The following is a 25437-nucleotide window of genomic DNA, read 5'->3' as shown; positions in this document are numbered from 1 at the left end:
ACGCCATGCCTCTACAGCTCACCGGTCACGTCGAATTGCCCGCACACAAGGGCAACGGCGGCTTCGACCATGCCGCCGTCCACGCAGCCACCGGCCATGTCTATGTCGCGCACACTGCCAACGACGCCATCGACGTGTTCGATCCGGCGACGTGCAAGCACCTCTATTCGATCCCCGGCCTCACCGCCGTGGCGGGCGCGTTGGTGAGCGATGAGAGCCAGCTGGTCTTCACCTCCAATCGAGGTGAGAACACGATCGGCGTCTTCGCACCCGGGACCGGTCCGGAAGTGACCAAGATCGCCGTCGGCGAACGACCCAATGGCCTCGCGTACGATGCCAGACGGCGCCTGGTGCTTGCTGCCAACGTCGGCGACCCGTCGGTGCCGCATTCCTACACGCTCTCCATGGTCGATCTCGATGCGCGCGCCTTGCGTTCGGCGATCGAGGTGCCGGGCCGCACCCGCTGGACGGTGTTCGACGCCGACGCCCAAGCCTTCTACGTCAACATCATGGAGCCCTCGCAGATCGTCGTCGTCGACGCCGGTCAGCCAGACCGGGTCGCGCGCATTCTGCCGATCCCGGCTGGCGGCGCGCACGGCCTCGATTTCGATCCAGCAACGCGTCGCCTGTTCTGCGCCTGCGATGCGGGCGTGCTGGTCACGCTCGATGCCGGGACGGGGAAAGTGCTCAACCAAGGCAAGCTCTCGGGGGTGCCGGACGTCGTGTGGTTCAATCCCAAACGTCGCCACCTCTACGTCGCGGTCGGCGATCCCGGTGTGGTCGACGTATTCGACACCACAACGATGAAGAGCCTTGGCAGCGTCGCCACCGAGAAGGGCGCGCACACCACCGCTTTCCCGCCGACGGGCGATATCCTCATCGCGTTCCTGCCGCAAACCCATCGTGCCGCGATCTTTAGCGTCCTATGAGGTCCATCATGCCCGATGTCACCGTCTACGGGTTTCCGGTAAGCACGTACGTCAACGTCGTCCGGCTCGTGCTTGCGCACAAAGGCGTGCCGTTCGAATTCCAGGATCTCGAGCCCGAGATGGGCGGTCCGAACCATCTCGCACTTCATCCATTCGGCCGCGTGCCCATACTCGAGCACGACGGTTTCAGAATCTACGAGACTTCGGCGATCGCGGCCTATGTCGACGAAGCCTTCACGGGCCCCGCCCTGCAGCCAGCCAGTGCTCGGGAACGGGCGCGCATGAATCAATGGGTGAGCGCGCTCAATGGCTACTATTATCCCAACATCGCCTTCCATCTCGGCCATGAGCGGCTGATTTATCTGCACTCGGTATCGCGCCCGATGAGAAGATCGTGTCGGTAGCGCTTCCCAGGATCGCGACGTCGCTCGACGTGATGGAACGGGAGCTGGCGCATGGCCGGGAATTCCTGGTCACCGACCTTCCGACCTTGGCCGACTTGCCGACCATGACCACGCTCAGCCTGACCGGCGAGGGACACGACATGATGGCCAGCATACCGCGAATTGCGGCTTGGAAGGCGCGCATGGAGGCGCTGCCCAGCGTCATTGAAGTCAGGTCGATGGTGGCGCCGCACATCGGCAGGCCGGTCGAGCATGCCCGCGCCTGGGTCACCTCGCACCGGCCACGGTACTGACGTGGCAGCCAACGAAGGCCTGCTGATCCTGTCGCGCGCCGACGTAGCGCGGCTGATGGACTATGCCGGCTACGTCGATGCGGTCGAGGCGGCGTTCCGTGCCGCCATGGACGGCCAGGCCGTGGTCCCGCCCGCTGCCGCGATCCATGTGCCGGAGGGTTCGTTCCACGCCAAGGGCGCGGCCCTGCTGGGCGATGCCGGGGCGGTCGCGATCAAGCTCAACGGCAACTTTCCCGGCAACCCCGGCGGCAACGGCCTGCCAACCGTGCAAGGCGTCATCTACCTGGCCGATGCCCGCAACGGCCGGCCGCTGGCGGTGATGGATTCCATCGAGGTCACGATCAATCGCACCGGCGCAGCCACGACGCTGGCGGCTCATCATCTGGCGCGGCCCGAGGCGAAGATCGCAACCATCTGCGGCGCAGGCGTGCAGGGCCGCATCCAGGCGCGCGCCGTCACGGCGGCGTTCAAGCTCGAGCGACTGAGCATCTGGGATATCCGCCCTGAGGCCGCCGTGCGATTGGCCCACCAGCTCAGCCGCGAATTGCAGATCGATGTGCATGCGAGTGAGAAGCTCGCGACGACGCTGGAGAGCGACGTCATCGTCACCTGCACGTCGGCCCGGCAGGCATTCCTGACCCCCGAGCTGGTGCGCCCGGGCACCTTCATTGCTGCAGTTGGCGCCGACAACTCCGACAAGCAGGAGATCGATCCGCGCCTTTACGCGGCAAGTCTGGTGGTTGTTGATTCGATTGAGCAGGCAGCCGAGATTGGCGACCTGCACCATGCTCGCTGCCGGAGTGGTCGAGCGCGGCCACGTGCACGCTACGCTGGGCGAAGTCCTGACGGGCCGGCGGGCTGGACGTGGCAGCGCCGAGGCCATCACGCTTTTCGACAGCACTGGCATGGGATTGCAGGACGTCGCCGCTGCCGCTGAGATCTATCGGCGTGCCTGCGCAACTGATATCGGCACACGACTGGTCGTCAACTGAAGGAGGCAGTCATGGCGCGCCACCCTCCCAGACACTCTATCCTCGCCATGACCTCGGCCGCGCTGATGGTGCCCGCCGCCGCAGCGCACGCCGAGACCATCACCTTCGAAGACAGCCGCGCCGGCGGGCCGCCCGCCGGCTGGACCTGCGGCAGCACCGGCGGCGGGACGCCGAAATGGACGGTCGCCGCCGACGCCGAAGCCGCGAGCGGCCGGTACGTGCTGAAGCAATCGGGCAAGGCTCCGTTCCCATGGTGCGTCAAGCAGGGCACGGCGCTGGCCGATGGCATCGTCGAGGTGAAGTTCAAGGCGATCGCCGGTCGCGAGGACCAGGCCGGCGGCGTGGTATGGCGCTGGAAGGACGGCGACAACTCCTACGTCGCACGCGCCAATGCGCTCGAGAACAACGTCTCGCTCTACTACACCGAGCGCGGCCGGCGGCAGACGATCAAGTACGTCGACGCGCCGGTCGCAGCGAATGCCTGGCACACGCTGCGCGTGGAATTCACCGGCACGCAGATCCGCGTAATGCTCGACGGCAATAGCTACATCGAGCTGAACGACAGCCACATCGCCGGCCCCGGCGCGGTCGGCGTGTGGACCAAGGCGGACAGCGTCACGGCCTTCGACGACTTCACCTACGAGACGAAGCCGTGAGGCCGGTGCCGCCTTGGTTGCCCCTTCGATGCGTTTGACTTACTAATTGCATTGCCTACGCGGACAACTCACAGGTAGGTTGGCCGCGCAATTTGGGGGAGCCATGAACTTGGGCCGTATTCTTTGTCTTGCGATCCTGTGCGCGGTGGCGGCAATAGCCTGCAGCAGCGGGCCCCCGACGGTGAATTCGACGGTGTCCTTGAAGCGCGCCTATTGGGGCCTGCCGCAGGACGGGCTAGGTGCCGACGTCACCGGCCGACTCACCTCGACCTGCCCCAACGGCTACCCGTGCGATGCCTTCGCCAACGCCGCCACCTACGGCGACCCGCGGGCCGACATGAACAAGCGGCTGACGCTGATCTGGACCTGCGAGCCGCAGCGCTTCGTGCTGTCGGAGGTCGCGATCTCCGGCCTCAAGGTCCGCATGGACTGCATCGCCGGGCCGCCGCTCGTGCCGCGCACGATCTCCATCATCGAAGCGACCTGGGGCTCGGCCGGTGCAAGCTCGACCGCCGACGTCACCCAGCAGGTGCGCGACATCTGCGGCGAGAACTCGACGCGCTGCCAGGTGCCGGCGATGGCCTACATCTTCGGCAATCAGGACCCCAATCCCAAGGTGCTGCGCATCCGTTTCACCTGCAACGGCCAGACCACGCCTGGCCAGCAGTCGTTGGAGAACGGTGTCGCCGACCTGCGCTGCGAGCGCAACGCCGACCTGGGCTTCTAGTCCTACTGCACCGCCGGCGCGCCGGGCGGCGGCGGTGCACGGCGGCACTCGCCGTTCATGAGGCCGCCGACGCCGACCGGCGAAACCGCCAGGGCGCCGTCGTTCCTGTTGTAGGTGATGTTGAACTGCGGGAAGCGGGTGCGCAGCGACTGGAAGTTGATGCTGGTGCTGGTGCCCTCGACCAGGCTTCCGCCGTCGAACAGCGCGGCCGTGCCGCGCATGTCGTCGAACACCATATGAAAGCTCTGTTCCTTGCCGCCGGCGTTGAACTTGCAGGCAAGCCAACGCGGCTCCGCCAGCGCCGGCTGCGACAGCAGCGCCAGCAGCGTGGCCGCCGCCAGGACTTCCGCCAGCCGCATGGCGCTACCTCGGCGCCATGCGGATGGCGCCATCCAGGCGGATGGTCTCGCCGTTCAGCATATGGTTCTCGACGATGCTCATGGCGAGCTGGGCGTATTCCTTGGGATCGCCCAGCCGCGGCGGGAACGGCACCTGGGCGCCCAGGCTCTTCTGCGCCTCGGCCGACAGGCCCATCATCATCGGCGTCAGGAAGAGGCCGGGCGCGATGGTGCAGACGCGGATGCCCATGCTCGACAGATCGCGCGCGATCGGCAGCGTCATGCCGACGACGCCGCCCTTGGAGGCCGAATAGGCGGCCTGGCCGATCTGGCCGTCGAACGCCGCCACCGAGGCGGTGTTGATGATGACGCCGCGCTCGCCGTCGTCCATCGGCTCGGCCTGGCTCATCGCCCATGAGGCGAGCCGGATGACGTTGAAGGTGCCGATCAGGTTGACCTGGATCACCTGGGCGAACATCTGAAGGTCGTGCGGGCCGGACTTCGAGATGGTGCGGGCGGCGCGGCCGATGCCGGCGCAGTTCACCACGACGCGCGGGGCGCCGAGCTTCTCGACCACGGTCTTGACCGAGGCCTCGGTATTGGCCGCATCGGCGACGTTGGTCTTCACGTAAAGGCCGCCGATTTCCTTGGCCTTGGCGGCGCCGAGCTCGTCCTGCAGATCGAAGATCGCGACCTTGGCCCCGGCCGCGGCCAGTGCCGAGGCCGTGGCGCCGCCCAGTCCTGATGCGCCGCCGGTGACGATGGCAGCCTGCCCCTTGACGTTCATTCAAATCCCTCCGTGTCCGGGCGATTTATTAAGCGGCTCGCGCCCCCTTGCCAAGACGGCCGACACTGCCAACTTTCACGGTATGAGCACGACCGACCGGCTTGCGGCCGACGAGACGCGCGTCCGCCAGGGCTTTTGGGAAAAGGCCCGTTCGACCCTGGGCAAGGTGCCCTTCACCGAGGACGCGGTCGCTGCCTTCTACTGCGCCACGGATTCCGCGACGCCGCTGCCGATCCGCGCCACCCTGTTCGGCGCGCTCGCCTATTTCATCATGCCATTCGATGCCATCCCGGACGTCCTGCTCGGCCTCGGCTTCACCGACGATGCCGCGATCATGGTCGCGGCGTTCACCGCAGCGCGCATGCACATCACCGCGGCGCATCGCGACAAGGCGCGCGCCTGGCTCTGCAAGGCCGAGGCTTCTCCTCCTGTGGATTGACGGCGGCGACCCTGTCACTTTGGGGGCGCGATGAACCGAGGTACAGAGCAGCGGTCGTCCATACCCGTGTCTCTTCGAATCGCGGCGGGCAGCCTCGCCGTGAGCATTGCCGTGCTGGCGATCAAGTTTGGCGCTTACCTGCTGACCGGCAGCGTCGCGCTCTACTCGGACGCCATGGAAAGCATCATCAACGTTCTCACGGCGGCAGCTGCCATCGTGGCCATCCGGAGCGCTGCCCGTCCACCCGACGCAGAACATCCTTACGGCCACGACAAGGCCGAGTACCTCTCGGCCGTCATGGTCGGCACCTTGATCGTTGTCGCAGGGCTGGCAATCCTTTGGGAGGCCTATGGCGCGGTCCTGGCACCCAAGCCGATCGACGCGCCCTGGACCGGCGTCGCCGTGAACGCGATGGCGACCGTCATCAACGCCGTCTGGAGCCGTGTGCTGCTCCGGCAGGGCCGCAAGCATCGCTCTGCTGCGCTGGTCGCAGACGGCAAGCACCTGCTCGCCGACGTGATCACCTCGCTTGGCGTCGTTGTCGGCGTCGCGGTCGCGGTGCTGACAGGCATCGACGTCTTGGATGCTGCAATCGCCGTGTTGGTGGCGCTGCACGTGTTGCGAAGCGGGTGGGACGTCATTCGCGAGAATGCGAGCGGACTGCTCGATGAAAGCGTTCCGGCCGAGGAGCTCGCGCGCATTCGCGAGGTGATCTCACGCGATGCCGGAGAAGCAATCGAGATCCACGACCTCCGCACGCGCCATGCCGGCAGGACCATCTTCATCGACTTCCACCTCGTCGTGCCCGGCAGCATGAGCGTCGAGCAGTCGCACGAGATTTGCGACCGCCTGGAAGCCGCTCTTCAGAAGGCGTTTGACGGCGCTGTCGTCATGATCCACGTCGAACCGGAGCACGAGGCCAAGCAGGCGTCGGCGATCGTCTGACTCCTCAGGGAGTGGGCTTCTTCTCCGGTGGATTGACCGTCGCCAGCGCCGCCTGCTTGCGCTCGCGCGCGAGCTGGGCCTCGCGATGGGCGATGTAGAGCGCCGAGGCGATGACGATGGCGGCGCCGACATAGGTCCAGATAATCGGCATCTCGCCCCAGATCAGCCAGCCCACGAACACCGCGAAGGGCAGCCGCAGGTATTCGAACGGCGCCACGGCCGACATCTCGCCGGCCTTGAAGGCCTGCACCCAGAAGTACTGGCCGATCGTGGCCGACAGGGCGATGCCGACCGCCAGCACCCAGCCCCAGAGATCGGGCCAGCGCCACACCCAGATTGCGGGCGGCGCCAACAGGATCGTCGAGAAGATCGCGAACTGCGTCAGGATCATCAGCGGCGTCTCGGAATCGGACAGGCGCTTCACCAGCAGGATCGACAGCGCCACCGTGCCGGCGTTGGCGAGCGCCACCAGAGCGCCGAGCTGCAGGCTGCCCTCGCCCGGCCGGACCATCACCAGCACGCCCACGAAGCCCACGATGGTGGCGCTCCAGCGCCGCCAGCGCACCTTCTCGCCGGCGATCACTGCAGCCACCACCACCGAGAACAGCGGCTGCGAGAAGGCGATCGCCGTGGCGTCGGCCAGCGGCAGCAACGACACGGCATAGAAGCCCAGCACCATCGAGGTGGTGCCCATCAGGGTGCGCCAGAAGTGGCCCTTGATGCGCTTGGACTGCCATGGCCTGACGCGGCCGGCCGCGATCATGGGCAGCAGCAGGATCACCGAGATGACGGCGCGGAAGAACGCCGTCTGCACGCTCTCGATCTGCGTCGACAGCAGGCGGATCATCGCGCTGGTCGAGGTGAAGATGAAGCCGCCGGCGACCAGCCACAGCGCACCCTGCACATTGGCCGGCAGGCGTCGCAGCCAATCGTGTAAGCCCCTCACGGCTAGATCTTGCGGTCGCGGCCAACCCAGTAGGGCTCGCGCAAGGTCTTCTTCAGCACCTTGCCGACCGGGCTGCGCGGCAGGGCCGCGATGAAATCGACCGACTTGGGCGCTTTGACGCCGCCCAGCTTGTCCTTGGCGAGATGGATCAGCTCGTCGGCGGTGGCGGCGGCGCCGGGCTTCAGCTCGACCACGGCCTTCACCGCCTCGCCCCACTTGTCATCGGGCACGCCGATCACCGCGCAGTCCTGCACCGCGGGATGGCTCCACAGCACCTGCTCGACCTCGCTCGGGAAGACGTTGAAGCCGCCGGAGATGATCATGTCCTTCTTGCGATCGACGATGTAGACGAAGCCGTCGTCGTCGATAACGCCGATATCCCCGGTATGGTGCCAACCGAAAGTCGAGGCCTCGCGCGTCGCCGCCTCGTTGTTGTAGTAGCCCAGCATGACCAGGCCGCCGCGCACCACGATCTCGCCGCGCTGGCCGCGCGGCAGGACGCGGCCTTCGTCATCCATCACTTCCAGACGCATCAACGGCGAGGCTCGCCCGCAGCTCGCCAGGCGATGGCGCTTGTTGCTCTCCAGTGCGGCGACATGGTCGGCGGGCGAGAAGAAGGTGCAGATCATGCAGGCCTCGGCCTGGCCGTAGGTCTGGGTCAGCACCGGCCCAAACACCTTTATCGCCTCCTCGAGCTTGTCGACCGACATCGGCGCCGCGGCATAGACTAGATGCTGCAGCGAGCTGTAGTCGTAGTTGGCCACGTTGGGATGGGCGAGAAGCATGTAGATCAAGGTCGGCGGCATGTAGATATGCGTGACCTTGTGCTTCTCGATGGCGGCCAGGATGGCGCCGGGATCGGCCGTGCCCATGAAGATGTTGGTGCCGCCATAGGGCAGCAGCGGGAAGGAGCAGACCCCCGCCGCATGGGTCATCGGCGCCACCATCAGATGGACCGGCGGCGAGGTGACCGGCATGCACGCCCAGAAGATCGAGTTCATGGTCTCGATGTTGCGGTTGGTGATCTGCACGCCCTTGGGCCGGCCGGTCGTGCCGCCCGAGCTCGCCAGGAAGGCGACGCCATCGGGATCGTCCGGCAGGTCGGGCGCCGTTTCCTTCTGTTGCGCCAGCCAGCCGTCGAACGACGGCAGGTCGAGGCAGACAAAGTTCCCGATCTTGGGACAGGCCTCGCGAATGCGCGCCAGCGAAGCCTCGACGCTCGAATGGTAGAACAGGAATTCGACGTCAGTATTGCCGAGGATATAGAGGTTCTCCTCCAACGCATTGCGCGCATTGACCGGCGCCCACGTCACGCCGGCGCGCACGATGCCCAGCAGGCAGGCATAGGCGGCCGCATGGTTGGGGCTGTAGACGGCGGCCTTGGAGCCGCGACCGAGCCCCGCCGCGAGCAAGCCGTTGGCCACACGGTGACTCTGTGCCCTCACCTCGCGATAGGTCCATCCGCGGGTCCCATCGTGCAGACAGTGCCGATCGGCATGGAGGTCGGCGCCCCTGTCGAAATAGTCGATCAGGCGCATGGCGCCGCCTTGCAGAATTTCAGAAGCACGCTTCCTTCCTAGACTGTGACCCTATCGTGCCACGGTCGGGAGCCGCGCCAAACTCCTCGAATTGCCGATCCCTGGCGCTGTGCCACCAGGAGGCCGCAATCAGCTACGGCAACGGCGCGCGGCCAGCCACGCTTTGCGGACCGTAGACGCCCATCTGAACCGTCGTCGTCGACGGCACGGGGGCAGTGGGCGATGCAAGCCCGACGAAATAGCTCGTCTTCCCTGGGCAAACCGGCGGATAGGGATCGCCTGGAGCGGGAAAGGACGCCAGCGAGAAGCGCAGCGTGACGGTGTTGCCGGTCTTCTCCGCCGAGCGCACTCCCACCGAGCCCAGCCCGCCGGTGGTAATCACGAACACGTCGGCCGGCGTCGTGCCCGGGCCGGCGTAGGGCAGCTTGGTCACCGTCCCGAAATTGACGGAGAGCGAGGAGACGCACATCTGGTCGCTCGCCGGCGCCGCACCGGTCAGGTCGACGCGGTAGAGGTAGGCAACGTTGCCGGCACCTGGAACGCCGGCCGGCGCGGGACCTGCGGTCCGCGACTGCAGCACCGCGGTGCCCGTGTAACCCGCCGATGGCGGCAGGTTGGCGACGGTATCGGTGACGGTCAGGCGGCAGGCCGGATCGAAGACGCAATTGACGTTGGGCGCGGCGACATTGACGACGCTCAGCGGCGTCGTACATGCGGCCGCGACAAGTCCAACCAACGTCAGGACGGTAACCGTGAACGCGTGTGATCGCTGCATGGAGTCCCCCGCTCACTGGCGAGACGCCACTATAGCAGAACAAGGCACCGCGGGATAACCCCACGGTTGTAGGCCGCTGAAGCGGCCGGCGCATCGTCAGGCCGAGCGAGTGGGCGGCAATTCGTTGGCGCCAATGCCAAGCGATCGTTGCATAAGGACCGCATCAAGCCAGCGGCCGAACTTGAAGCCGATATTCTTCAGCGTACCGACCATTTCGAAGCCGCATGAGGCGTGGAGCCGGATCGACGGCGTCTGAGCCGAATCGCCGATCACCGCTACCATCTGGCGCTTGCCGAGCGTCGTGCATTGCTCGATGAGCGCCGGCAACAGCGCCTTGCCGACGCCTTGGCCAACCGCATCCTTGTCGATGTAGATCGAATCCTCGACCGAGAACTTGTAGGCGGGCCGGGGCCGCCAGTTGCCGGCATAGGCATAGCCCATGACGCGGCCCTCGCGCTCGGCCACCAGGTGCGGCAGGCCGATGTCGAGCACGGCAGCGCGGCGGCGCTTCATCTCGGCGAGATCCGGCGGATCGACCTCGAAGGAGGCCGTGCCGTGCAGCACATGATGGGCGTAAATCTCGGCGCAGCGCACCACATCGGCCTCGGTCGAGGCCCGCACGATCAGGTTGCTCATTTAACTCTGTCCCCACACGCTTTTCATGCGGGGGTTATAGCGCGAGCAGGCCGTCAGCGACCGCTTTCGTTCTTGAACAGCGAATCGGCCAATTGCAGGCCGGTCTGCATGTCCGACAGCGAGACGGTGACGCGGTTGCCGCGGTTGTCGATGATCGTCCAGCCGCGCAGCTGCAGCGGATTCTCGCTGAGACGGACGATCACCTTGCCTTCCTGTGGCCGGCGCGTCTGGCTCATGGTCGCTTCCAGCAGGCCGTTGACCCGTTCGAGCTTCTCGACCGCGAGGTCACCTGACAGCGACAGCGGATCCTTGACCAGGAACGAGGCGGCGGTCCAGCCGATCGGCCACTGGCCGAAGTCGCGCGTAGCATTGTCCCACATCGTCACCTGATAGCCGTCGGCGACGATCTTGAGCTGCGAGGGCGCGTCGTACTCGAAGCGCATGCGGCCGGGGCGACGGACATAGAGGTTGCCCTGCACCACGGAGCCGTTGGGATTGCTCTGCACGAAGCGCGCTTTCAGCGAACGGATCGAATTGAAATATTGTTCGATCTGCGGCACGCCGATCGCCCCTTGCTGGGCCAATTGCTGCGGTTCCTGCTGGGCTTGTGCCGGCAATACCGCAAGCATGGACAGAGAGGCAGCGGACAGGACAGCGAGAAAGGTACGCATGCCGGGCATATGTTCTCCGAATACGGCGGAATCAAGCACTTCCGCCGAGGTAAACCACTGTTTAGCATGAGACAAAATACCGGAGGAACCTCATGCACGTCGGAATGGCCGCCGTCTTCCAGAACACTGGCCGGGCGCTGAGCGATCACCAGATCTACCTCAATGAGCTCGCCCTGGCCGACATGGCCGAGCCGCTCGGCTTCGATTCGATCTGGTCGGTCGAGCACCATTTCACCGACTACACGATGTGCCCTGACGTCGTGCAGTTCCTGTCCTACATGGCCGGCCGCACGCGCAACGTCAGGCTCGGCTCTATGGTGGTGGTGCTGCCGTGGCACGATCCCATGCGGGCCGCCGAGCAGATCTCCATGCTCGATCACCTGTCCGGCGGCCGCATGATCCTGGGTCTCGGACGCGGTGCCGGGAAAGTCGAATTCGACGGCTTCCGCCTCGACATGGGCGACAGCCGCGAATTGTTCGTTGAATACGGCGAGGCGCTGCTCAAGGGCCTGGAAAGCGGCGTCATGGAATATGACGGCAAGCACTACCGCCAGCCGCGCACCGCGATCCGCCCCGCCCCCTTCAAGAGCTTCCGCGGGCGCACCTATGCCGCGGCCGTCAGCCCCGAGAGCGCGCGCATCATGGCGAAACTGGGCGTCGGCCTGCTGATCATCCCGCAGAAGCCGTGGCGCGAGGTCGAGAAGGAATTGACCGAGTACAACGCGCTCTATCGCGAGATCAACGGCACGGCGGCACCCCAGCCGATCTCGGCCGGCTGGATCTTCATCGATCCCAGCGCCGAACGGGCGCGCGAGATGGCGATGAAGTACATCGGCGGCTATTACCGCACCGTGCTCGACCACTACCAGTTCGCCGGCGCCCACATGAAGAACCAGCGCGGCTACGAGTACTACGCCAAGATGAACGAGAAGCTCGCTGTCTACGGCGACCAGAAAGCGATCGAGTTCTTTGCCGACCTGCAGGTCTACGGCACGCCCGAACAGGTCCATGAGAAGATCATGACCATCCACAGGCAGACCAACAATTCGGGCTTCGTCGGGGTGTTCTCCTACGCCGGCATGCCGCACGAGGAGGCGGCGCGCAACATGCGCCTGTTCGCCCGGACCGTGATGCCCGAACTGAAGAAGTTCGACGCCGGCGCAGCGATCGACCGCTCGCAGCCGCTGCCCGACCTGCGCTACGCCGTCGCTGCGGAGTGAAGCGCTTTCCTTAGCCGGCGCCGTTGGCTAGGTTCAGCCGTTGTGAAGCAAGACCAAGACACAATCGGTGTCGTCGTGCCGATGCGCAATGCCGAACGCACGATTGCGGCCACGCTCGACAGCATCAGCCGGCAAACCCATGCCAATCTCGACATCGTCGTCGTCGACGACGAATCGACTGACGGATCGGTCGCCATCGTCGACCAGAAGATCCGCCAGGATCGCCGGGTGCGGCTGGTCCGGCAGAAGAATGCCGGTGTGGCCGCCGCGCGCAACACGGGCGCGGCGGCGACCGCCGCGTCGTTCCTGGCCTTCGTCGACGCCGACGATCTGTGGGCGCCGACCAAGATCGCCTTCCAGCTCGATGCGCTGCGCCAGGGCGGCCCGACGGCGGGCCTCGCCTATTGCTGGTTCGCCAGCATCGATCAGAACGATCGCGTGATCTCGTTCGGGCCGCAGCCCTTGGTCGAAGGCGACGCGATGAAGAGTCTGTGTGCCGACAACTGGATCGGCAACGGCTCCTCGCTGCTGATGCGGCGCACCGCCTTCGAGAAGGCGGGCGGCTACGATCCCGCCTTGCGCGCGCGCGGCGCCCAGGGCGCGGAAGACCTGCTGATGTGCTTTCGCGTGGCCGAGCATTTCGCCTTCGCCGTGGTGCCGCGGTACCACGTGGGCTACCGCGCGACGCCCGGCAACATGTCGAGCGATTCGCTGCAGATGTTCCGGTCGACCGAACTCGTGCTCGACGAATACCGCCGGAAGTACCCGGAGCATGCCGCCGATATCGAGCACCATCTACGCAATGCGCGCCACTGGTTCGCCTATCGCGCCGCGGCGACCCGGCGGCGGCACGATGTGCGCACCCTGCTGACCGGGGCGCTGCAGCGCCATCCGCTCGCCTCGGCATGGCACTTCTCGACCCTCGCCCTCAGCGTCGCCCGTGGCCGCCTGCAACGGCATCTCGGCCGGCGCCCTCGGTGGCCGCTCTACACCGAGGTCGTCTGGTGAGGGCAATGCGCGCTCGGCTGCCTGATAGTCCGCGGCGATGACTCTTTCGATCGTCATCCCGGCGCACAATGCTGCCGGCACGATCGCCGAGACGCTGGCAAGCGTACTGGCCCAGACCCGTAACGACTGGCACACGATCGTCGTGGACGACGGCTCGACCGACGACACGAGGCGGGTCGTCCAGGACCATGTCGATCGTGACAAGCGCTTCCAGCTTCTGACACACGAAGGATCCGCCGAAGGCGTCTCCGCAGCGCGCAATCGCGGCATCGCGGCCGCCACCGGCCGCTGGCTGCTGTTCCTCGATGCCGACGATCGCATCGAGCGATCGTTTGTCGAGCGCATGCTGGGCAGGCTCGAGGCCACGCCTGGTGCGAAGGTCGCCTATTGCGGGTCGCGCCGGATCACGGAGAGGGGACGGCGCGGGCTGGCATGGTTTCCGACGGCCATCGCGCGGGCACCGTTCGAGACCTTGGCGCGTATCTCGCCCATCGTCATGCATGGTGTGGTGCTGGACCGCGCCCTGGTCGCCGAGCAGGGCGGCTTCGACACCAGCCTGCGCACCGCCGAGGATACGGACTTCTTCCAGCGCATCGCTCGTACCGGCGTGGCGTTCCTGCCCGTGCCCGAGCCGCTCGCGCTCTATCACATGCGGCGAGGTTCGTTGTCGACCGATGTGCGAGCCATGCTGGCCGACGGCACGCGCGTCATCGAACGGGGATTCGACATCGATCCGCGCGTCGTGAATCCCTCCGAGCGTCACGCCGCCGGCGCCGATCCGGCCATCGGCACCAAGGAGATGGCAATCGGCGAGTACGCCCTCTGGTGTGCGGCAGCCGATGTCGGCCAGGGCGGCCGCGGCGGCAGCCCGCTCAGGGCGCTCTCCGACCGGCGCGGGGATCTCGCCGAGCTCTGCCGGCAGACCATCGTCCAGGCGCTCGTATTCGGCGCTCAGTGCCTGCCCGACGAGCTGCCACATGACGACCCCGCCTTCGTCGAGCGCGTCGGCGCCCTGCTGCACGAGGTCGAGCGCGCCGCCTGCCGGCCCGGCCTGGCGCAGCAGCTGCGCTTTGCCCTCGAGCCCGAGATCTTCAGCCCGCAACGCCTGACCGACCGGCTGGTGGTCGAGGGCACGTTGCTGGTGCGCCAGGATGTCGCCCACCTCGCTCCAATCGCCGTCGATGCCCGCATCGATCGGGTGCGCGTCGAGTTCCGCAGCGGCACGCGCATCGTGGGGCATGGTGAGGCGCCCGCCCTGGGCGGTTTCTCGGCGGGCGACGTCATGCAGCTGGCGCTCGATTCGGTAAGCCTGGCCGAATTGCTGAAGTCGGGTGGGCTGCTGCAGCGGCCCGGCTTCTGGCTGCATGCGACGGCCGCCACGGTCCGATTGGGCTCGTCGCTGGCGATGGCGAAGCTACGGCGTCGCGCGGTTCCGATCCGCAGCTTGCGTGCGCTCGCCAAGGCCATCCTCGCCGACGCAGCCCTGGCCGCGACCGGCGGCGCGGGCTCCGGCGAGGGCGCCATCGCCGCGCTGATCGCCGAAGGGCGGACAATGGCCGAGCGAACCGTCCCGGCCGCGACGTCGAAGCCCGCCGAGCCGATCGCCGCCACGGGCGGCGATCGCCGAGCCTACTGGGAAGCGCTCTATCGTACGGAGGACCCGTGGGCCTACGGTTCGTCCTATGAGCAGCTGAAATATTGCCGCACGCTCGACCTGTTGCCGCAGAAGCCGATCGACAAGGCGATGGAGCTCGCCTGCTCGGAAGGCAGGTTCACCGAGCTGCTGGCGCCGCGCGTCGACCATCTCATCGCCGCCGACATTTCAGAGACGGCGTTGCAACGCGCCCGGCAGCGTTGCAGCACCCATGGCAATGTCGAATGGCGCCGCCTCGACCTGTTCGACGATCTGCTGCCCAATGGCCTCGACCTCGTCGTCTGCTCGGAAGTCCTGTACGACCTCGCCGACCGCGCAGCACTCACCCGTATCGCCCAGCGCCTGGCGGCGTCGCTGGCGCCGGGCGGTCACCTCCTCTGCGCACATGCTTTGGTGCTCGAGGATGATCCTGCGCATACCGGCTACGACTGGGCGGCCGCCTTCGGCGCCAAGACGATCGCCGAGACCTTGTCGGCCATACCCGGCCTCGCCCTCGAGCGCTCGCTGCAGACCGAGCTCTATCGCGTCGACCTGTACCGTCGTCTCGCTGGGGGCGAAGCCGCACCCGCGCCGCACATCGAAGAGACCGAACTCGGCCCCTTGCCGGAACCCGACTTCGCGCGCCCCGTCGTGTGGGGTGGAGCGATGGCGCGGCGCGGCGATGTCGGACAGCGCGAACGCACCGATCGTCTGCCCATCCTGCTCTACCATCGCATCGCGGAGGACGGTCCGGCCGACCTGGCGCGCTATCGCCAGACGCCAGCGTCCTTCGCCGAGCAGATGCGCTGGCTGCGGCGCAACGGCTATCACGCCGTGACGTCGGACGATGTCGCCCGCCATCTCGCCACCGGCCAGCCGTTCGCGGGACGGCCGGTGCTGATCAGCTTCGACGACGCCTACTGTGACTTCCATGACGCGGCCTGGCCGATCCTGCGCGCCCATGACTTCACCGCCGAAATCTTCGTCGTCACCGACAAGGTCGGCGGCCTTGCCGACTGGGACGTCGCTTATGGCCCGCCGGCGCCGCTGATGGATTGGCCGCAGATCCAGTCGCTGGCCGCAGCCGGCGTACGCTTCGGCAGCCATATGGCGAGCCACAGCCACATGGCCGAGCTCTCGAGTCGCGAGATCGTGCTCGAGGCGGCCCGTTCGCGTGCCGCGCTGGAACGGGCGCTCGGCGCGGAGTGCCGCTCGATCGCCGCGCCGTTCGGCGAAGGGGACGAGCGCTTCGTGCGCATCGCCCGCCGATGCGGCTATGCCAGCGGCTTCACCACGGATCCCGGCCACGCCGCCCTCGGCCTGGATCCGCTGCGCCTGCCCCGCATCGAGGTGGTCGGCGGCTGGTCGATCGAGGCTTTTGTCGAGGCCGTCCGAGGCGTTTGACCAAGCGGCGAGATGGCCCATCGCGCTCGGCCCGCATCGTGCTAGAGGATGCCGAGGAGCGAGGGGACTACGTGTCATGACGACCAAGTCGGCGGCGGCCCGACCCGATTTCGAGCGGATTGCGCTTTTGTTGCAGGGCGGCGGCGCCTTGGGCTCCTATCAGGCCGGCGTCTACCAGGCGCTAGCCGAGGCCAACCTGCATCCCGATTGCGTGGCCGGCATCTCGATCGGCGCGATCAACTCGGCGATCATCGCCGGCAATCCCGCCGCCAAGCGCGTCGACAAGCTGCGCAAGTTCTGGGAGACGGTGAGCACGCCGCCGCTCGGCATCCCGGACATCGCCTCGCTGAAGCTCAGCAACGACTTCCAGCACACGATGGTCAACCAGTGGCGGGCGCTCGGCATCCTGATGTGGGGCGCGCCGAGCTTCTTCCAGCCGCGCTTCCCGCCGCCGATCTTCACGCCGGCGGCCGTGCCCGACAGGCTGGGCTTCTACGATACCAGGCCGCTCAAGAGCCTGCTGGAAAGCCTGGTCGATTTCGACCGCATCAATGCCGGCGAGACCCGCTTCAGCGTCGGCGCGGTCAACATCAAGACCGGCAACCTCATCTATTTCGAGGACCAGACCCACAAAATCATCCCCGAGCACATCATGGCGAGCGGTGCCCTGCCGCCGGGCTTCCCCGCCATCGAGATCGACGGCGACTACTACTGGGACGGCGGCATCGTCACCAACACCCCGCTTCAATGGGTGCTCGACAGCCGGCCGCGCCAGGACACGCTCGCCTTCCAGGTCGATCTGTGGAGCGCGCGCGGCGAGCTGCCGCGCGACATGATCGAGGTCGATGTCCGCCAGAAGGACATCCGCTATTCGAGCCGGACGCGCAAAGGCACCGACGAGTTCCGTCGCATGCAGTCGATGCGCCGCGCCGCCGCCAAGCTCTTGGACGGCATGCATCCCGAGCTGCGCCAGACTCCGGAAGCAGAGCTGCTCGCCCAGGAGGCCGACAGCAAGGTCTACAACATCATCCACCTGATCTATCACGCCCAGCGCTACGAGGGCTCGTCGAAGGACTACGAGTTCTCCCGCCGCACCATGGAAGAGCACTGGGCGAGCGGCTACAGCGACATGACACGCACGCTGCAGCATCCGGAAGTCCTGCAGAGGCCGCAGAATGCCGACGGTGTGTTCACCTTCGATCTCAACACACAGGGCCGACACTAGCAGGGCCGACACCAGGAGAAGATGAATATGAAGCTGGCCGACGTCCGCAAGAACGCCTTCGCGATGCCGCTCAACAATCCCGCGTATCCGCGGGGGCCGTATCGTTTCTACAATCGGGAATTCGTCGTCATCAGCTATCGAACGGACCCTGAGATCCTGCGCGCCGTCGTGCCCGAGCCGCTCGAGGTGGTGGGCGACACGGTGAACTACGAATTCATCCGCATGCCCGATTCGACAGGCTTCGGCGACTATACCGAGACCGGCCAGGTGATCCCGGTCCGCTTCAAGGATGCCAAGGGCGAGGTCCAGGAAGGCGGCTATGTGCACGCCATGTATCTCGACGACAACTCGCCGATCGCCGGCGGCCGCGAAATCTGGGGTTTCCCCAAGAAGCTCGCCACGCCGAAGATCAGCCACGAGAGCGAGACGCTGGTCTGCACGCTGCACTACGGCAGCGTGCTCTGCGTCAACGCCACCATGGGTTACAAGCACCGCGAGATCGATCACGCGCCGTTGATCAAGGCCCTGGCCAAGCCCGCCTTCATGATCAAGATCATCCCGCACGTCGACTGCACGCCGCGCATCTGCGAGCTCGTGCGCTACTACTGCGAGGACGTGACTGTGAAGGGCGCCTGGTCGGGACCAGCGGCGCTGCAGCTCTTCGATCACGCCTTGTGCGACGTCAACCGCCTGCCGGTGCGCCAGGTCGTGTCGGCCACCCATTACGTCACCGACCTGACATTGGGTCTTGGTGAAGTCGTGTTCGACTACCTCGCCAAATAAACCTCCCTCCCCAACGCAGTTGGGGAGGTGGCCGCGCAGCGGCCGGAGGGGTCATGAGCATCACGACGGTTGCTCATGACCCCTCCGGCCCTTCGGGCCACCTCCCCAGCGAAGCTGGGGAGGAAAAACGCAACGAGAAAGGATCGTTCCATGTCCAACTTCAAAGGAAGAGTTGCCATCGTCACCGGCGCGGCGAGCGGCATCGGCAAGCAGATCGCGTTCCGGCTCGCCGCCGAAGGCGCCATTCCGGTGATCGCCGATCTCAACCTCGACGCCGCCGGCGCCACCGCCAAGGAGATTCAGGCCAAGGGGTCGGACGCCTTCGCCGTCGCCATGAACGTTGTCGACGAGGCTCAGGTCGAGAAGGGCGTGGCCGACACCGTGGCCAAGTACGGCAAGATCGACATCCTGGTGAGCAACGCCGGCATCCAGATCGTGAAGCCGATCGTCGACTTTCCCTTCGCCGACTGGAAGAAGCTTTTGGCCATCCATCTCGACGGCGCCTTCCTCACCACCAAGGCCTGCCTCAAGCACATGTACGCCGCCAAGTACGGCCGCGTCGTCTACATGGGCTCGGTCCATTCCAAGGAGGCGTCCAAGCTCAAGGCGCCCTACGTCACCGCCAAGCATGGCCTCATCGGGCTCGCCAAGGTGCTGGCCAAGGAAGGCGCGGAGTACAACGTCGCGGCCAACGTGGTTTGCCCGGGCTTCGTGCGCACGCCGCTGGTCGACAAGCAGATCCCCGAGCAGGCCAAGGAACTCAACATCAGCGAAGCCGACGTCATCAAGCATGTCATGCTGAAGGACACGATCGACGGTCAGTTCACCACCACTGATGAAGTGGCTGATGCTGTTCTCTATTTTGCTGGAGCGTCCAGTACCGCACTGAGCGGCCAGTCGATGGTCGTCAGCCACGGCTGGTTCATGCAGTAATCGCGCAGGTCACAATTGTGTTGCAAGGTTGCAACGCCGCCGAGGATATGGCGGCGTTGGGGCAACTAAGGCGGAAGGGGCCTCGTTGGTTGGGAACTACTCGCATCCAAACGAGGGAACCCTCTGCATGTTCAAGAAGTCATTGCTGGCCGCCGCCGTAGCCCTGGTTCTGCCAGTTGCGGCAAACGCCCAGACCGGCACACAGTATCCCGGCTTCTATATCGGCGCCGAAGGCGGCCTGAACTGGCTGCTCAACAACAACAGCTACCAGATGGACACAGGCTGGGCCGCCGGCGGCAAGATCGGCTACGACTTCGTCGGCCCCCGCATTGAGGTGGAGGGCCTGTACCATTCTAACACCGGTACCGGTAACGTCCTCTTCCCGGGTGGCGTGGCCAATGTGCGCGGCCGCATCGACCAGGTCTCGGTGATGGCCAACCTGCTCTATGACTTCAACATCGGTGGGCCCATCGTGCCGTTCATCGGCGCCGGCGCCGGTATCGCCTTCGTCGATTCGACCATCCAGGGCTGCAACATGTGCAGCACCCAGTTCGCCTATCAGGGCATCATCGGCGTCGGCTACAACATCACCGACGCGTTCCGCATCAACCTCGACGGCCGCTATTACGGCACGACCAACCCCGGCGCGTTCACCAACAACAACATCATGACCATGCTGAGCCTGACCTATAAGTTCGGCCAGCCCGAGATGGCGCCCCCGCCGCCGCCAGCCGCAGCGCCAGTCGCGCCGCCGTCGTTCATGGTGTTCTTCGACTGGGATCGCTCGAACCTCTCCGACCAGGCGCTGAACACCATCCGGCAGGCTGCTGCGGCCTTCAAGTCGAAGGGCAACGCCCGCATCACTGCCACCGGCCACACCGACACGTCGGGCCCGGAGAGCTACAACATGGCGCTGTCGCTGCGTCGCGCCAACGCAGTGAAGGACGCCCTGGTGCGCGAAGGCGTGCCGGCGCAGGCGATTGCGGTGATCGGCCGCGGCGAGCAGGGCCTGCTGGTGCAGACCGGCGACGGCGTGCGCGAGCCGCAGAATCGTCGAGTCGAGATCGTGGTTCAGTAAAGCGTGATCCTGTAAGCGGAACAGCCACCCCTCCATTGGCGGAACGGCCGGGCAAGTCCCGGCCGTTTCCATTTGCTTGGCCGCCGAACGCGCGGGCACAGTCGCGCCATGCAAGATCACGACGCCCACGACATCATCGTTCTGTTCAGCAATAGCAGCCGAGACGCTTACGCCGCGGAAGCCAAGGCCCGCGGCGAGACCTACACCTTCACCGACGCCTGGGGCCTGCCGCGCACCTGGGTCAAAGGCGAGTACGCCTACCTCGCGCCCAACGCCGCCGGCCTGCTGCTGGCGCGCTGCAATCTCAAGCATCGTCTGGTCGAAGAAGAAAAGCTCGACCCCGCACGGCTGGCGCGCTGCCGCGCGCTCTTGATCCCCAACGCCGGCCATCTCGCGCCGGAGACCATCACGCGCATCGAGACGTGGCTGGCTGATGGCGAGCGCCGTCTGATCGTCACCGGCAAGACCAACCTGCCGCCGCATCTGCTGGGGCTCCAATCCTGTGAGGCCGCCCCGGTGGAGGGCTACACAGGCTGGCGCTGGCGGCCGGGCTCGCCCTTCGCCGGCGACGCCTGGGAGCCGCTCTATGTCAGCGGCTACAAAGGCCATCCGGTGCGTCGCATCGTGCCGGCCAACGGCAGCCGCGTGCTCGCCGACCTGGTCGCGCTTTCAGGCGATCTCACGGACGCCAGCACCGCGACCGTGGCCGAGCTGGGACCGGCGATCGTGCTCACCGACAGGACGGTCTACGTCGCCAACCAGGTGTTCGAGCTGCTGGGCGGCATGATGCAGGCCCATCTCAACGTCGAGGCGGTGCGCCACTGGGCCAACGCCACGCACTGGGGCGACACGCTGCTGTTCTTCCTGCGCCGGTTGATGCGCGAGATCGGGCTCGGCTCGTTGTGGCAGACACGGCTGCGCTCGTTCGGCACCTACGACGGCGTGCTGTCGTTCCGTCACGACGTCCACGGCATGCGCGACTACACCTTCCTCGACTACCAGATCCAGAACCTGATCCCGGCGAGCTACGACATCGAGGATCCGACCTTCTCGACCAACATCGACGAGGCGATGGCGCGCGATTGGGTCGAGCGCACGACGCAACACAGCTTCATCGAGCCCGCGCTGCACAATGACAGCTCGATCGGCGATCCGCCGACCGCCATCTTCGGCAAGGGCCTGTTCGAGCACGTGGCGAAGGCCGGCAAGAGTCTCGGCATCACCATCTGCACCTGCGGCCGCCATGCCGGCGGCCACATGCATCCCGAGACGATCGATGCGATGGATTATCTCTACGCCCAGGACAAGACGATCCTCGGCCTCTGCACCTTCTGCTACTACCACATGATCGAATACGGCGTGCGCGATCCCAACGTCATGGTTGGCGGCACGATCGGCGAGAAGCCGCTCACCTACGTCACCGACGTGCGGCGCACCATCGCCACCTCGGGCATCTGGTTCCCCTTCCGGCCCGTCGTCACCACGGACAAGGAATGGCGCAAGCTGCGCGGCTGGGATCGCACGCACGAGTACGATGCGGCCTACGAATTGGTCGAGACCATCTTCGCCGGCCATAGCGCCCGCCGGGCGGGCGTCGAGGACAAGCTCGAGAACGGCGTCTATTCCTTCCAGTACCATCCCGAGCTGGCGCGCGACCCCTCGGTCAACAACGGCAAGGGCACGCTCGACTATGTGCGCTACTGCATCAACCTTGCCGAGCGCAGCAACTACTGGATCGCCACGCAAGCCGAGCTCTACCAGCGCATGGCCGACTACGAAGGGCTGGGCTTCGAGGTCCGCGACGGTGGCCGCGAGGTCACGATCGCCAATCCGACCAACCGGCGCATTGCCGCCATGATGATCGAGCAGCGCCTGCCCTTCGGCAGCGTCTGGCTGGACAACGAGGAGCTCATCCACGTCGCCGACGGCGCCTTCGTCACCATCCCGCCAATCGACCCAGGCTCCTCGCTGACGCTCCGCTTCGAGCCCGAGACAGTCGAGGCCGTGCTGGTGCGCCAGCCATCCAACAAGGGCCTGGTGGTGCTCGATGCCCGGCACGACCCCCGAAGCGGCGAGGCACGCATCACCGTGAGTGTCTGTCGCCAGCAGCCGCTCAGCATCGAGGGCGTCGATCCCGAGGGCGTCTATCGCGTGCAGATCGACAACCAACCGGCTGAGGACTTTGCCGTCCGGACGGTGCGCACCATCCAGGCGCTGCTCAGCGAGAAGACCGACGCTGCCCAGGGCCGTAGCCGGCGCGCCGTCACGCCGGGCACGACGCGCTTCCTCGACCTGGTCGTCGAGGGCGAGGAGAACCGCTTCGTCGAGCGCACGCTTCGCATCCGACAACTGCCGGCCGACGAGGCCCGGCCGATCCGGCAGGCCCTGATCGCTGCCATTCCCGAGAAGCGTGGTCGGGTCACTTGAAGCGTTGACACCGAACATCCTCACGCGCAGCGTTGCCAATCGATCGTTCAGCCAATGAACGACTTTCCCGGGAGGGAACATGGCACCGACCCTTGGCTCCGTCGCTGCACTCGCCGCCGCGCTTGCGATGGCGGCCACCGCGCTGCCGGCGACGGCCGCGACCTTCGTCTATGTCGGCTGCACCGACAGCAACGAGATTCACGTCCTGCAGCTTGACCCACAGAGCGGCGACCTCACGCCGGTCGAGAAAGTGACAATTCCCGGCATCACCAAGACGGCGGGCTCGACGCCGATGGCGATAAGCCCGGACAAGAAGTTCCTGTTCGCCGCCACGCGCGGCGAGCCGATGGTGGCGGCGAGCTTCCGCATCGATCCCGCGACCGGCAAGCTCAGCCACATCGCCAACGGCCCGCTCGATGGCAGCATGGCCTATATCGCCACCGACCGCAGCGGCCGCTTCCTGCTCGCCGCCTCCTATCCCAACAACAAGGTCACGGTGAATCCGATCGCACCCGACGGCACGGTGCAGCCACCGAAGCAGATTGTCCCGACCGAGCCCAACGCCCACGCCATCCAGCCCGACGCCGCCAATCGCTTCGTGCTGGCAACCAGCCTCGGCGGCAATCTCGTCAGGCAGTTCCGCTTCGATGCCGCGACCGGAACGCTCTCGCCCAACGATCCTCCGGCGGCGCAGGTGAAGGCGGGCGCCGGTCCACGGCACTTCGCCTTCCATCCGACCAACGGACGGGTCTACCTGCTGAACGAGCTCGAAGCGACGGTCTATGTCTTCGCCTATGATCCCAAAACCGGCACGCTGAAGGAACTGCAGGTGCTAAGCGCACTGCCCGAGAAGAAGCCGGACAAGATCTGGGCGGCCGACCTTCATCTGACGCCGGACGGCAAGTTCCTCTACGCCAGCGAGCGCGGCACCAGCACGATCGCGGGCTTCAAGGTCGATCCCGGCGAGGGGACGCTGACGCCGATCGGGCACACCGCGACCGAGCAGCAGCCGCGCGGCTTCGCCATCGATGCCAATGGCCGCTATCTCCTGGCGGTGGGCCAACTTTCCGATTCGATGACCAGCTACGCCATCGATCCGGCCAGCGGCAAACTCGCCAGGCTCAAGCAATATCCGATGGGCAAAAATCCCAACTGGGTGGAGATCGTCAATCTGCCTTGAGGAGGCTAGACTTCGGCCAGGAGGTCCCTCATGACCCGCACGCTCGATATCGAACCGATCGACGCCACCTTCGGAGCCGTCGTTCGAGGCATCAAGGTCGCGGAAGTCGACGATGAAACTTTCCGCGCGCTGTACGACGCCTGGCTCCAATACGCCCTGCTGATCTTCCCCGACCAGCACCTGCAGCGCGACCAGCAGATCGCCTTCGCCAAGCGCTTCGGGCCGCTCGAGTTCGAGATGACGGCGATCAGCAACGTGCGATCGGACGGCACGCTGCGGCTGGAGAAAGACAACGACGACGTCATGAAGATCCTGAAGGGCAACATGGGCTGGCATCACGACAGCACCTACATGCCGGTCCAGGCCAAGGGCGCGGTGTTCAGCGCCGAGGAGGTCCCGACGATCGGCGGCCGCACCGGCTTTGCCGACATGCGCGCCGCCTACGATGCCCTCGATCCGGCGATGAAGGCCCGGATCGAAGGCCTCAACGCCTATCATTCACTGCACTACAGCCAGGGCAAGGTCGGCCATCAGACTAGGAAGGCCGACGGTGAGTATTCGGGCTACGGCCTGCATGACGGGCCGGTGCCGCTCAGGCCGCTGGTCAAGACCCATCCCGAGACCGGCCGCAAGTCGCTGCTTGCCGGCCGCCACGCCCACAACATCCCGGGCCTCAGCCAGGAAGCCTCAGACAGCCTGCTGCGCGAGTTGATCGACTTCGCCTGCCAGCCGCCGCGCATCTACCATCACGACTGGACGCCGGGCGACGCCGTCGTGTGGGACAATCGCTGCCTGATGCACCAGGCGACGCCGTGGGACATGACCCAGCGCCGCATCATGTGGCACAGCCGCATCGCCGGCGATCCGGCAAGCGAGTCGTCTCTGGCCGCCTAGTCAACTACGGTTCTAATTTCTGCGCGCCGTAGAGCGCCGAACTTATCCCGGGCCGAGCACAGGTGCCAGTAGTGCTGGCAATCTCATCGGCCCCTCGCCAGCTCGTCAAAAAACTACTGGGCAGAGCTACTAGATGTGCCGGCGCGCGCCGCCGCCTCTCGGGCTTTGCCGCAGGGTGGATGCACTGTAGCCAGGCTCACTGATGAATTTCTGCATTTTTTGCTAATTTTTGCAGGCCGGCCGACACCTGCCCAAGTCATTGAATTCACGCCGCTTTTTGCATTTTCTGCATTTTTTGCATTTTCTGCTGCCCCCGCGCCGGACTGCCCCTCTTGGACGAAAGGGGCAAGCATCGCCTGCCCTCCAGCGCGGGTGGCGCCGTTCCCGCATGCGCTGGTGTCCTGCCAGTGCAGCGCTTGCGCCCGTGATGGTATCGGATGAACGATGCATAGAGCAGAGCCGCCGGGAGGCGAACGCGGAGTCAATATAACTTAAGTTACCTATTGGGTCAACTACGGTTTTAGTTTTTGCGCTCCATAGGCAGTCGATCGACGCAATTACTCCGGGGCCAGGACC

General features: G+C 66.0%; 25 protein-coding genes and 1 pseudogene. 19 read left to right on the top strand and 7 right to left on the bottom strand.

What is annotated here, in order from left to right:
- Positions 1-5 precede the first annotated feature (5 nt).
- From RSO01_RS29085 to RSO01_RS29060, 7 genes and pseudogenes are all read left to right on the top strand, one after another.
- Entirely contained in the window at positions 6-929 is a 924-nt protein-coding gene (locus RSO01_RS29085; RefSeq protein ID WP_147154066.1) for a YncE family protein, read from the top strand.
- An 8-nt stretch (positions 930-937) separates the two neighbouring features.
- On the top strand, positions 938-1333 hold the full coding sequence (locus RSO01_RS49080; protein WP_246158897.1) for a glutathione S-transferase family protein: 396 nt from the start codon (positions 938-940) through the stop codon (positions 1331-1333).
- Entirely contained in the window at positions 1324-1626 is a 303-nt protein-coding gene (locus RSO01_RS49075) for a glutathione S-transferase family protein (RefSeq protein WP_246158896.1), read from the top strand. The genes RSO01_RS49080 and RSO01_RS49075 overlap by 10 nt, the downstream gene beginning before the upstream one ends.
- Positions 1586-2401: pseudogene (locus RSO01_RS29075) on the top strand (ornithine cyclodeaminase family protein); the annotation flags it as partial. The gene RSO01_RS49075 and the pseudogene RSO01_RS29075, both read left to right, overlap by 41 nt.
- A 10-nt stretch (positions 2402-2411) precedes the next feature.
- Positions 2412-2618, top strand: coding sequence for a hypothetical protein (locus RSO01_RS49975; protein ID WP_147154064.1), 207 nt, complete (start codon positions 2412-2414; stop codon positions 2616-2618).
- A gap of 11 nt (positions 2619-2629) precedes the next feature.
- Complete coding sequence (locus RSO01_RS29065; RefSeq protein WP_246158895.1) at positions 2630-3274, top strand: hypothetical protein; 645 nt, start codon at positions 2630-2632, stop codon at positions 3272-3274.
- Positions 3275-3467: 193 nt separating this feature from the next.
- Complete coding sequence (locus tag RSO01_RS29060) at positions 3468-4001, top strand: hypothetical protein (RefSeq protein WP_147154063.1); 534 nt, start codon at positions 3468-3470, stop codon at positions 3999-4001.
- Between the two features lie 2 nt (positions 4002-4003).
- On the opposite strand, the gene RSO01_RS29055 is transcribed toward RSO01_RS29060, so the two are convergent.
- Together RSO01_RS29055 and RSO01_RS29050 are read right to left on the bottom strand one after the other, a co-directional pair.
- Entirely contained in the window at positions 4004-4360 is a 357-nt protein-coding gene (locus RSO01_RS29055; RefSeq protein WP_147154062.1) for a hypothetical protein, read from the bottom strand.
- Positions 4361-4364: 4 nt separating this feature from the next.
- Complete coding sequence (locus RSO01_RS29050; protein WP_147154061.1) at positions 4365-5126, bottom strand: SDR family NAD(P)-dependent oxidoreductase; 762 nt, start codon at positions 5124-5126, stop codon at positions 4365-4367.
- Positions 5127-5208: 82 nt separating this feature from the next.
- Between RSO01_RS29050 and RSO01_RS29045 the strand changes: the two genes are divergently transcribed.
- Both RSO01_RS29045 and RSO01_RS29040 read left to right on the top strand, forming a co-directional pair.
- Positions 5209-5565 (top strand): YkvA family protein, encoded by a 357-nt coding sequence (locus tag RSO01_RS29045; protein WP_147154060.1) that lies wholly within the window; start codon positions 5209-5211, stop codon positions 5563-5565.
- Between the two features lie 60 nt (positions 5566-5625).
- Complete coding sequence (locus RSO01_RS29040; protein ID WP_147154090.1) at positions 5626-6510, top strand: cation diffusion facilitator family transporter; 885 nt, start codon at positions 5626-5628, stop codon at positions 6508-6510.
- Between the two features lie 4 nt (positions 6511-6514).
- Here the strand turns inward: RSO01_RS29040 and RSO01_RS29035 are convergent, their stop codons facing one another.
- The 5 genes from RSO01_RS29035 to RSO01_RS29015 form a co-directional block, all read right to left on the bottom strand.
- Entirely contained in the window at positions 6515-7456 is a 942-nt protein-coding gene (locus RSO01_RS29035) for a DMT family transporter (protein ID WP_170303438.1), read from the bottom strand.
- Positions 7457-7458: 2 nt separating this feature from the next.
- A complete protein-coding gene (locus tag RSO01_RS29030) occupies positions 7459-8994 on the bottom strand; it encodes a class I adenylate-forming enzyme family protein (RefSeq protein ID WP_147154058.1) in 1536 nt (511 codons plus the stop codon).
- A 133-nt stretch (positions 8995-9127) separates the two neighbouring features.
- Positions 9128-9769 carry a hypothetical protein gene (locus RSO01_RS29025; protein WP_147154057.1) on the bottom strand — a complete coding sequence of 214 codons (642 nt, stop codon included), beginning with the start codon at positions 9767-9769 and terminating at the stop codon, positions 9128-9130.
- A 96-nt stretch (positions 9770-9865) separates the two neighbouring features.
- The gene (locus tag RSO01_RS29020; RefSeq protein WP_147154056.1) at positions 9866-10405 is read right to left on the bottom strand and encodes a GNAT family N-acetyltransferase; all 540 of its coding nucleotides are present in this window, start codon (positions 10403-10405) and stop codon (positions 9866-9868) included.
- Between the two features lie 53 nt (positions 10406-10458).
- Complete coding sequence (locus RSO01_RS29015; RefSeq protein WP_170303437.1) at positions 10459-11076, bottom strand: LolA family protein; 618 nt, start codon at positions 11074-11076, stop codon at positions 10459-10461.
- A gap of 92 nt (positions 11077-11168) precedes the next feature.
- On the opposite strand from RSO01_RS29015, the gene RSO01_RS29010 reads away from it, so the two are divergent.
- The 10 genes from RSO01_RS29010 (at position 11169) to RSO01_RS28965 (ending at position 24861) form a co-directional block, all read left to right on the top strand.
- Positions 11169-12296 carry an LLM class flavin-dependent oxidoreductase gene (locus RSO01_RS29010; RefSeq protein ID WP_147154054.1) on the top strand — a complete coding sequence of 376 codons (1128 nt, stop codon included), beginning with the start codon at positions 11169-11171 and terminating at the stop codon, positions 12294-12296.
- Positions 12297-12338: 42 nt separating this feature from the next.
- On the top strand, positions 12339-13304 hold the full coding sequence (locus tag RSO01_RS29005; protein WP_147154053.1) for a glycosyltransferase family 2 protein: 966 nt from the start codon (positions 12339-12341) through the stop codon (positions 13302-13304).
- Between the two features lie 37 nt (positions 13305-13341).
- The gene (locus RSO01_RS29000; RefSeq protein ID WP_147154052.1) at positions 13342-16341 is read left to right on the top strand and encodes a trifunctional glycosyltransferase/class I SAM-dependent methyltransferase/polysaccharide deacetylase; all 3000 of its coding nucleotides are present in this window, start codon (positions 13342-13344) and stop codon (positions 16339-16341) included.
- Between the two features lie 76 nt (positions 16342-16417).
- Positions 16418-17566 (top strand): patatin-like phospholipase family protein, encoded by a 1149-nt coding sequence (locus tag RSO01_RS28995; protein ID WP_147154051.1) that lies wholly within the window; start codon positions 16418-16420, stop codon positions 17564-17566.
- Between the two features lie 27 nt (positions 17567-17593).
- Positions 17594-18349 carry an acetoacetate decarboxylase gene (locus tag RSO01_RS28990; protein ID WP_147154050.1) on the top strand — a complete coding sequence of 252 codons (756 nt, stop codon included), beginning with the start codon at positions 17594-17596 and terminating at the stop codon, positions 18347-18349.
- 150 nt (positions 18350-18499) lie between these two features.
- Positions 18500-19282 carry a 3-hydroxybutyrate dehydrogenase gene (locus RSO01_RS28985; protein ID WP_147154049.1) on the top strand — a complete coding sequence of 261 codons (783 nt, stop codon included), beginning with the start codon at positions 18500-18502 and terminating at the stop codon, positions 19280-19282.
- A gap of 127 nt (positions 19283-19409) precedes the next feature.
- The gene (locus RSO01_RS28980) at positions 19410-20360 is read left to right on the top strand and encodes an OmpA family protein (protein ID WP_147154048.1); all 951 of its coding nucleotides are present in this window, start codon (positions 19410-19412) and stop codon (positions 20358-20360) included.
- 108 nt (positions 20361-20468) lie between these two features.
- The gene (locus tag RSO01_RS28975) at positions 20469-22787 is read left to right on the top strand and encodes a hypothetical protein (RefSeq protein ID WP_147154047.1); all 2319 of its coding nucleotides are present in this window, start codon (positions 20469-20471) and stop codon (positions 22785-22787) included.
- 79 nt (positions 22788-22866) lie between these two features.
- Entirely contained in the window at positions 22867-23967 is a 1101-nt protein-coding gene (locus RSO01_RS28970) for a lactonase family protein (protein WP_147154046.1), read from the top strand.
- 30 nt (positions 23968-23997) lie between these two features.
- Positions 23998-24861: a TauD/TfdA dioxygenase family protein gene (locus RSO01_RS28965; protein ID WP_147154045.1), complete on the top strand. Its 864-nt coding sequence runs from the start codon at positions 23998-24000 to the stop codon at positions 24859-24861.
- Positions 24862-25437: the final 576 nt, after the last annotated feature.

The sequence above is a fragment of the Reyranella soli genome (assembly GCF_007992495.1).
GTDB lineage: Bacteria > Pseudomonadota > Alphaproteobacteria > Reyranellales > Reyranellaceae > Reyranella > Reyranella soli.
Note: the sequence above shows the minus strand (reverse complement) of the source record. Positions and strands in the feature narration are given on the sequence as shown.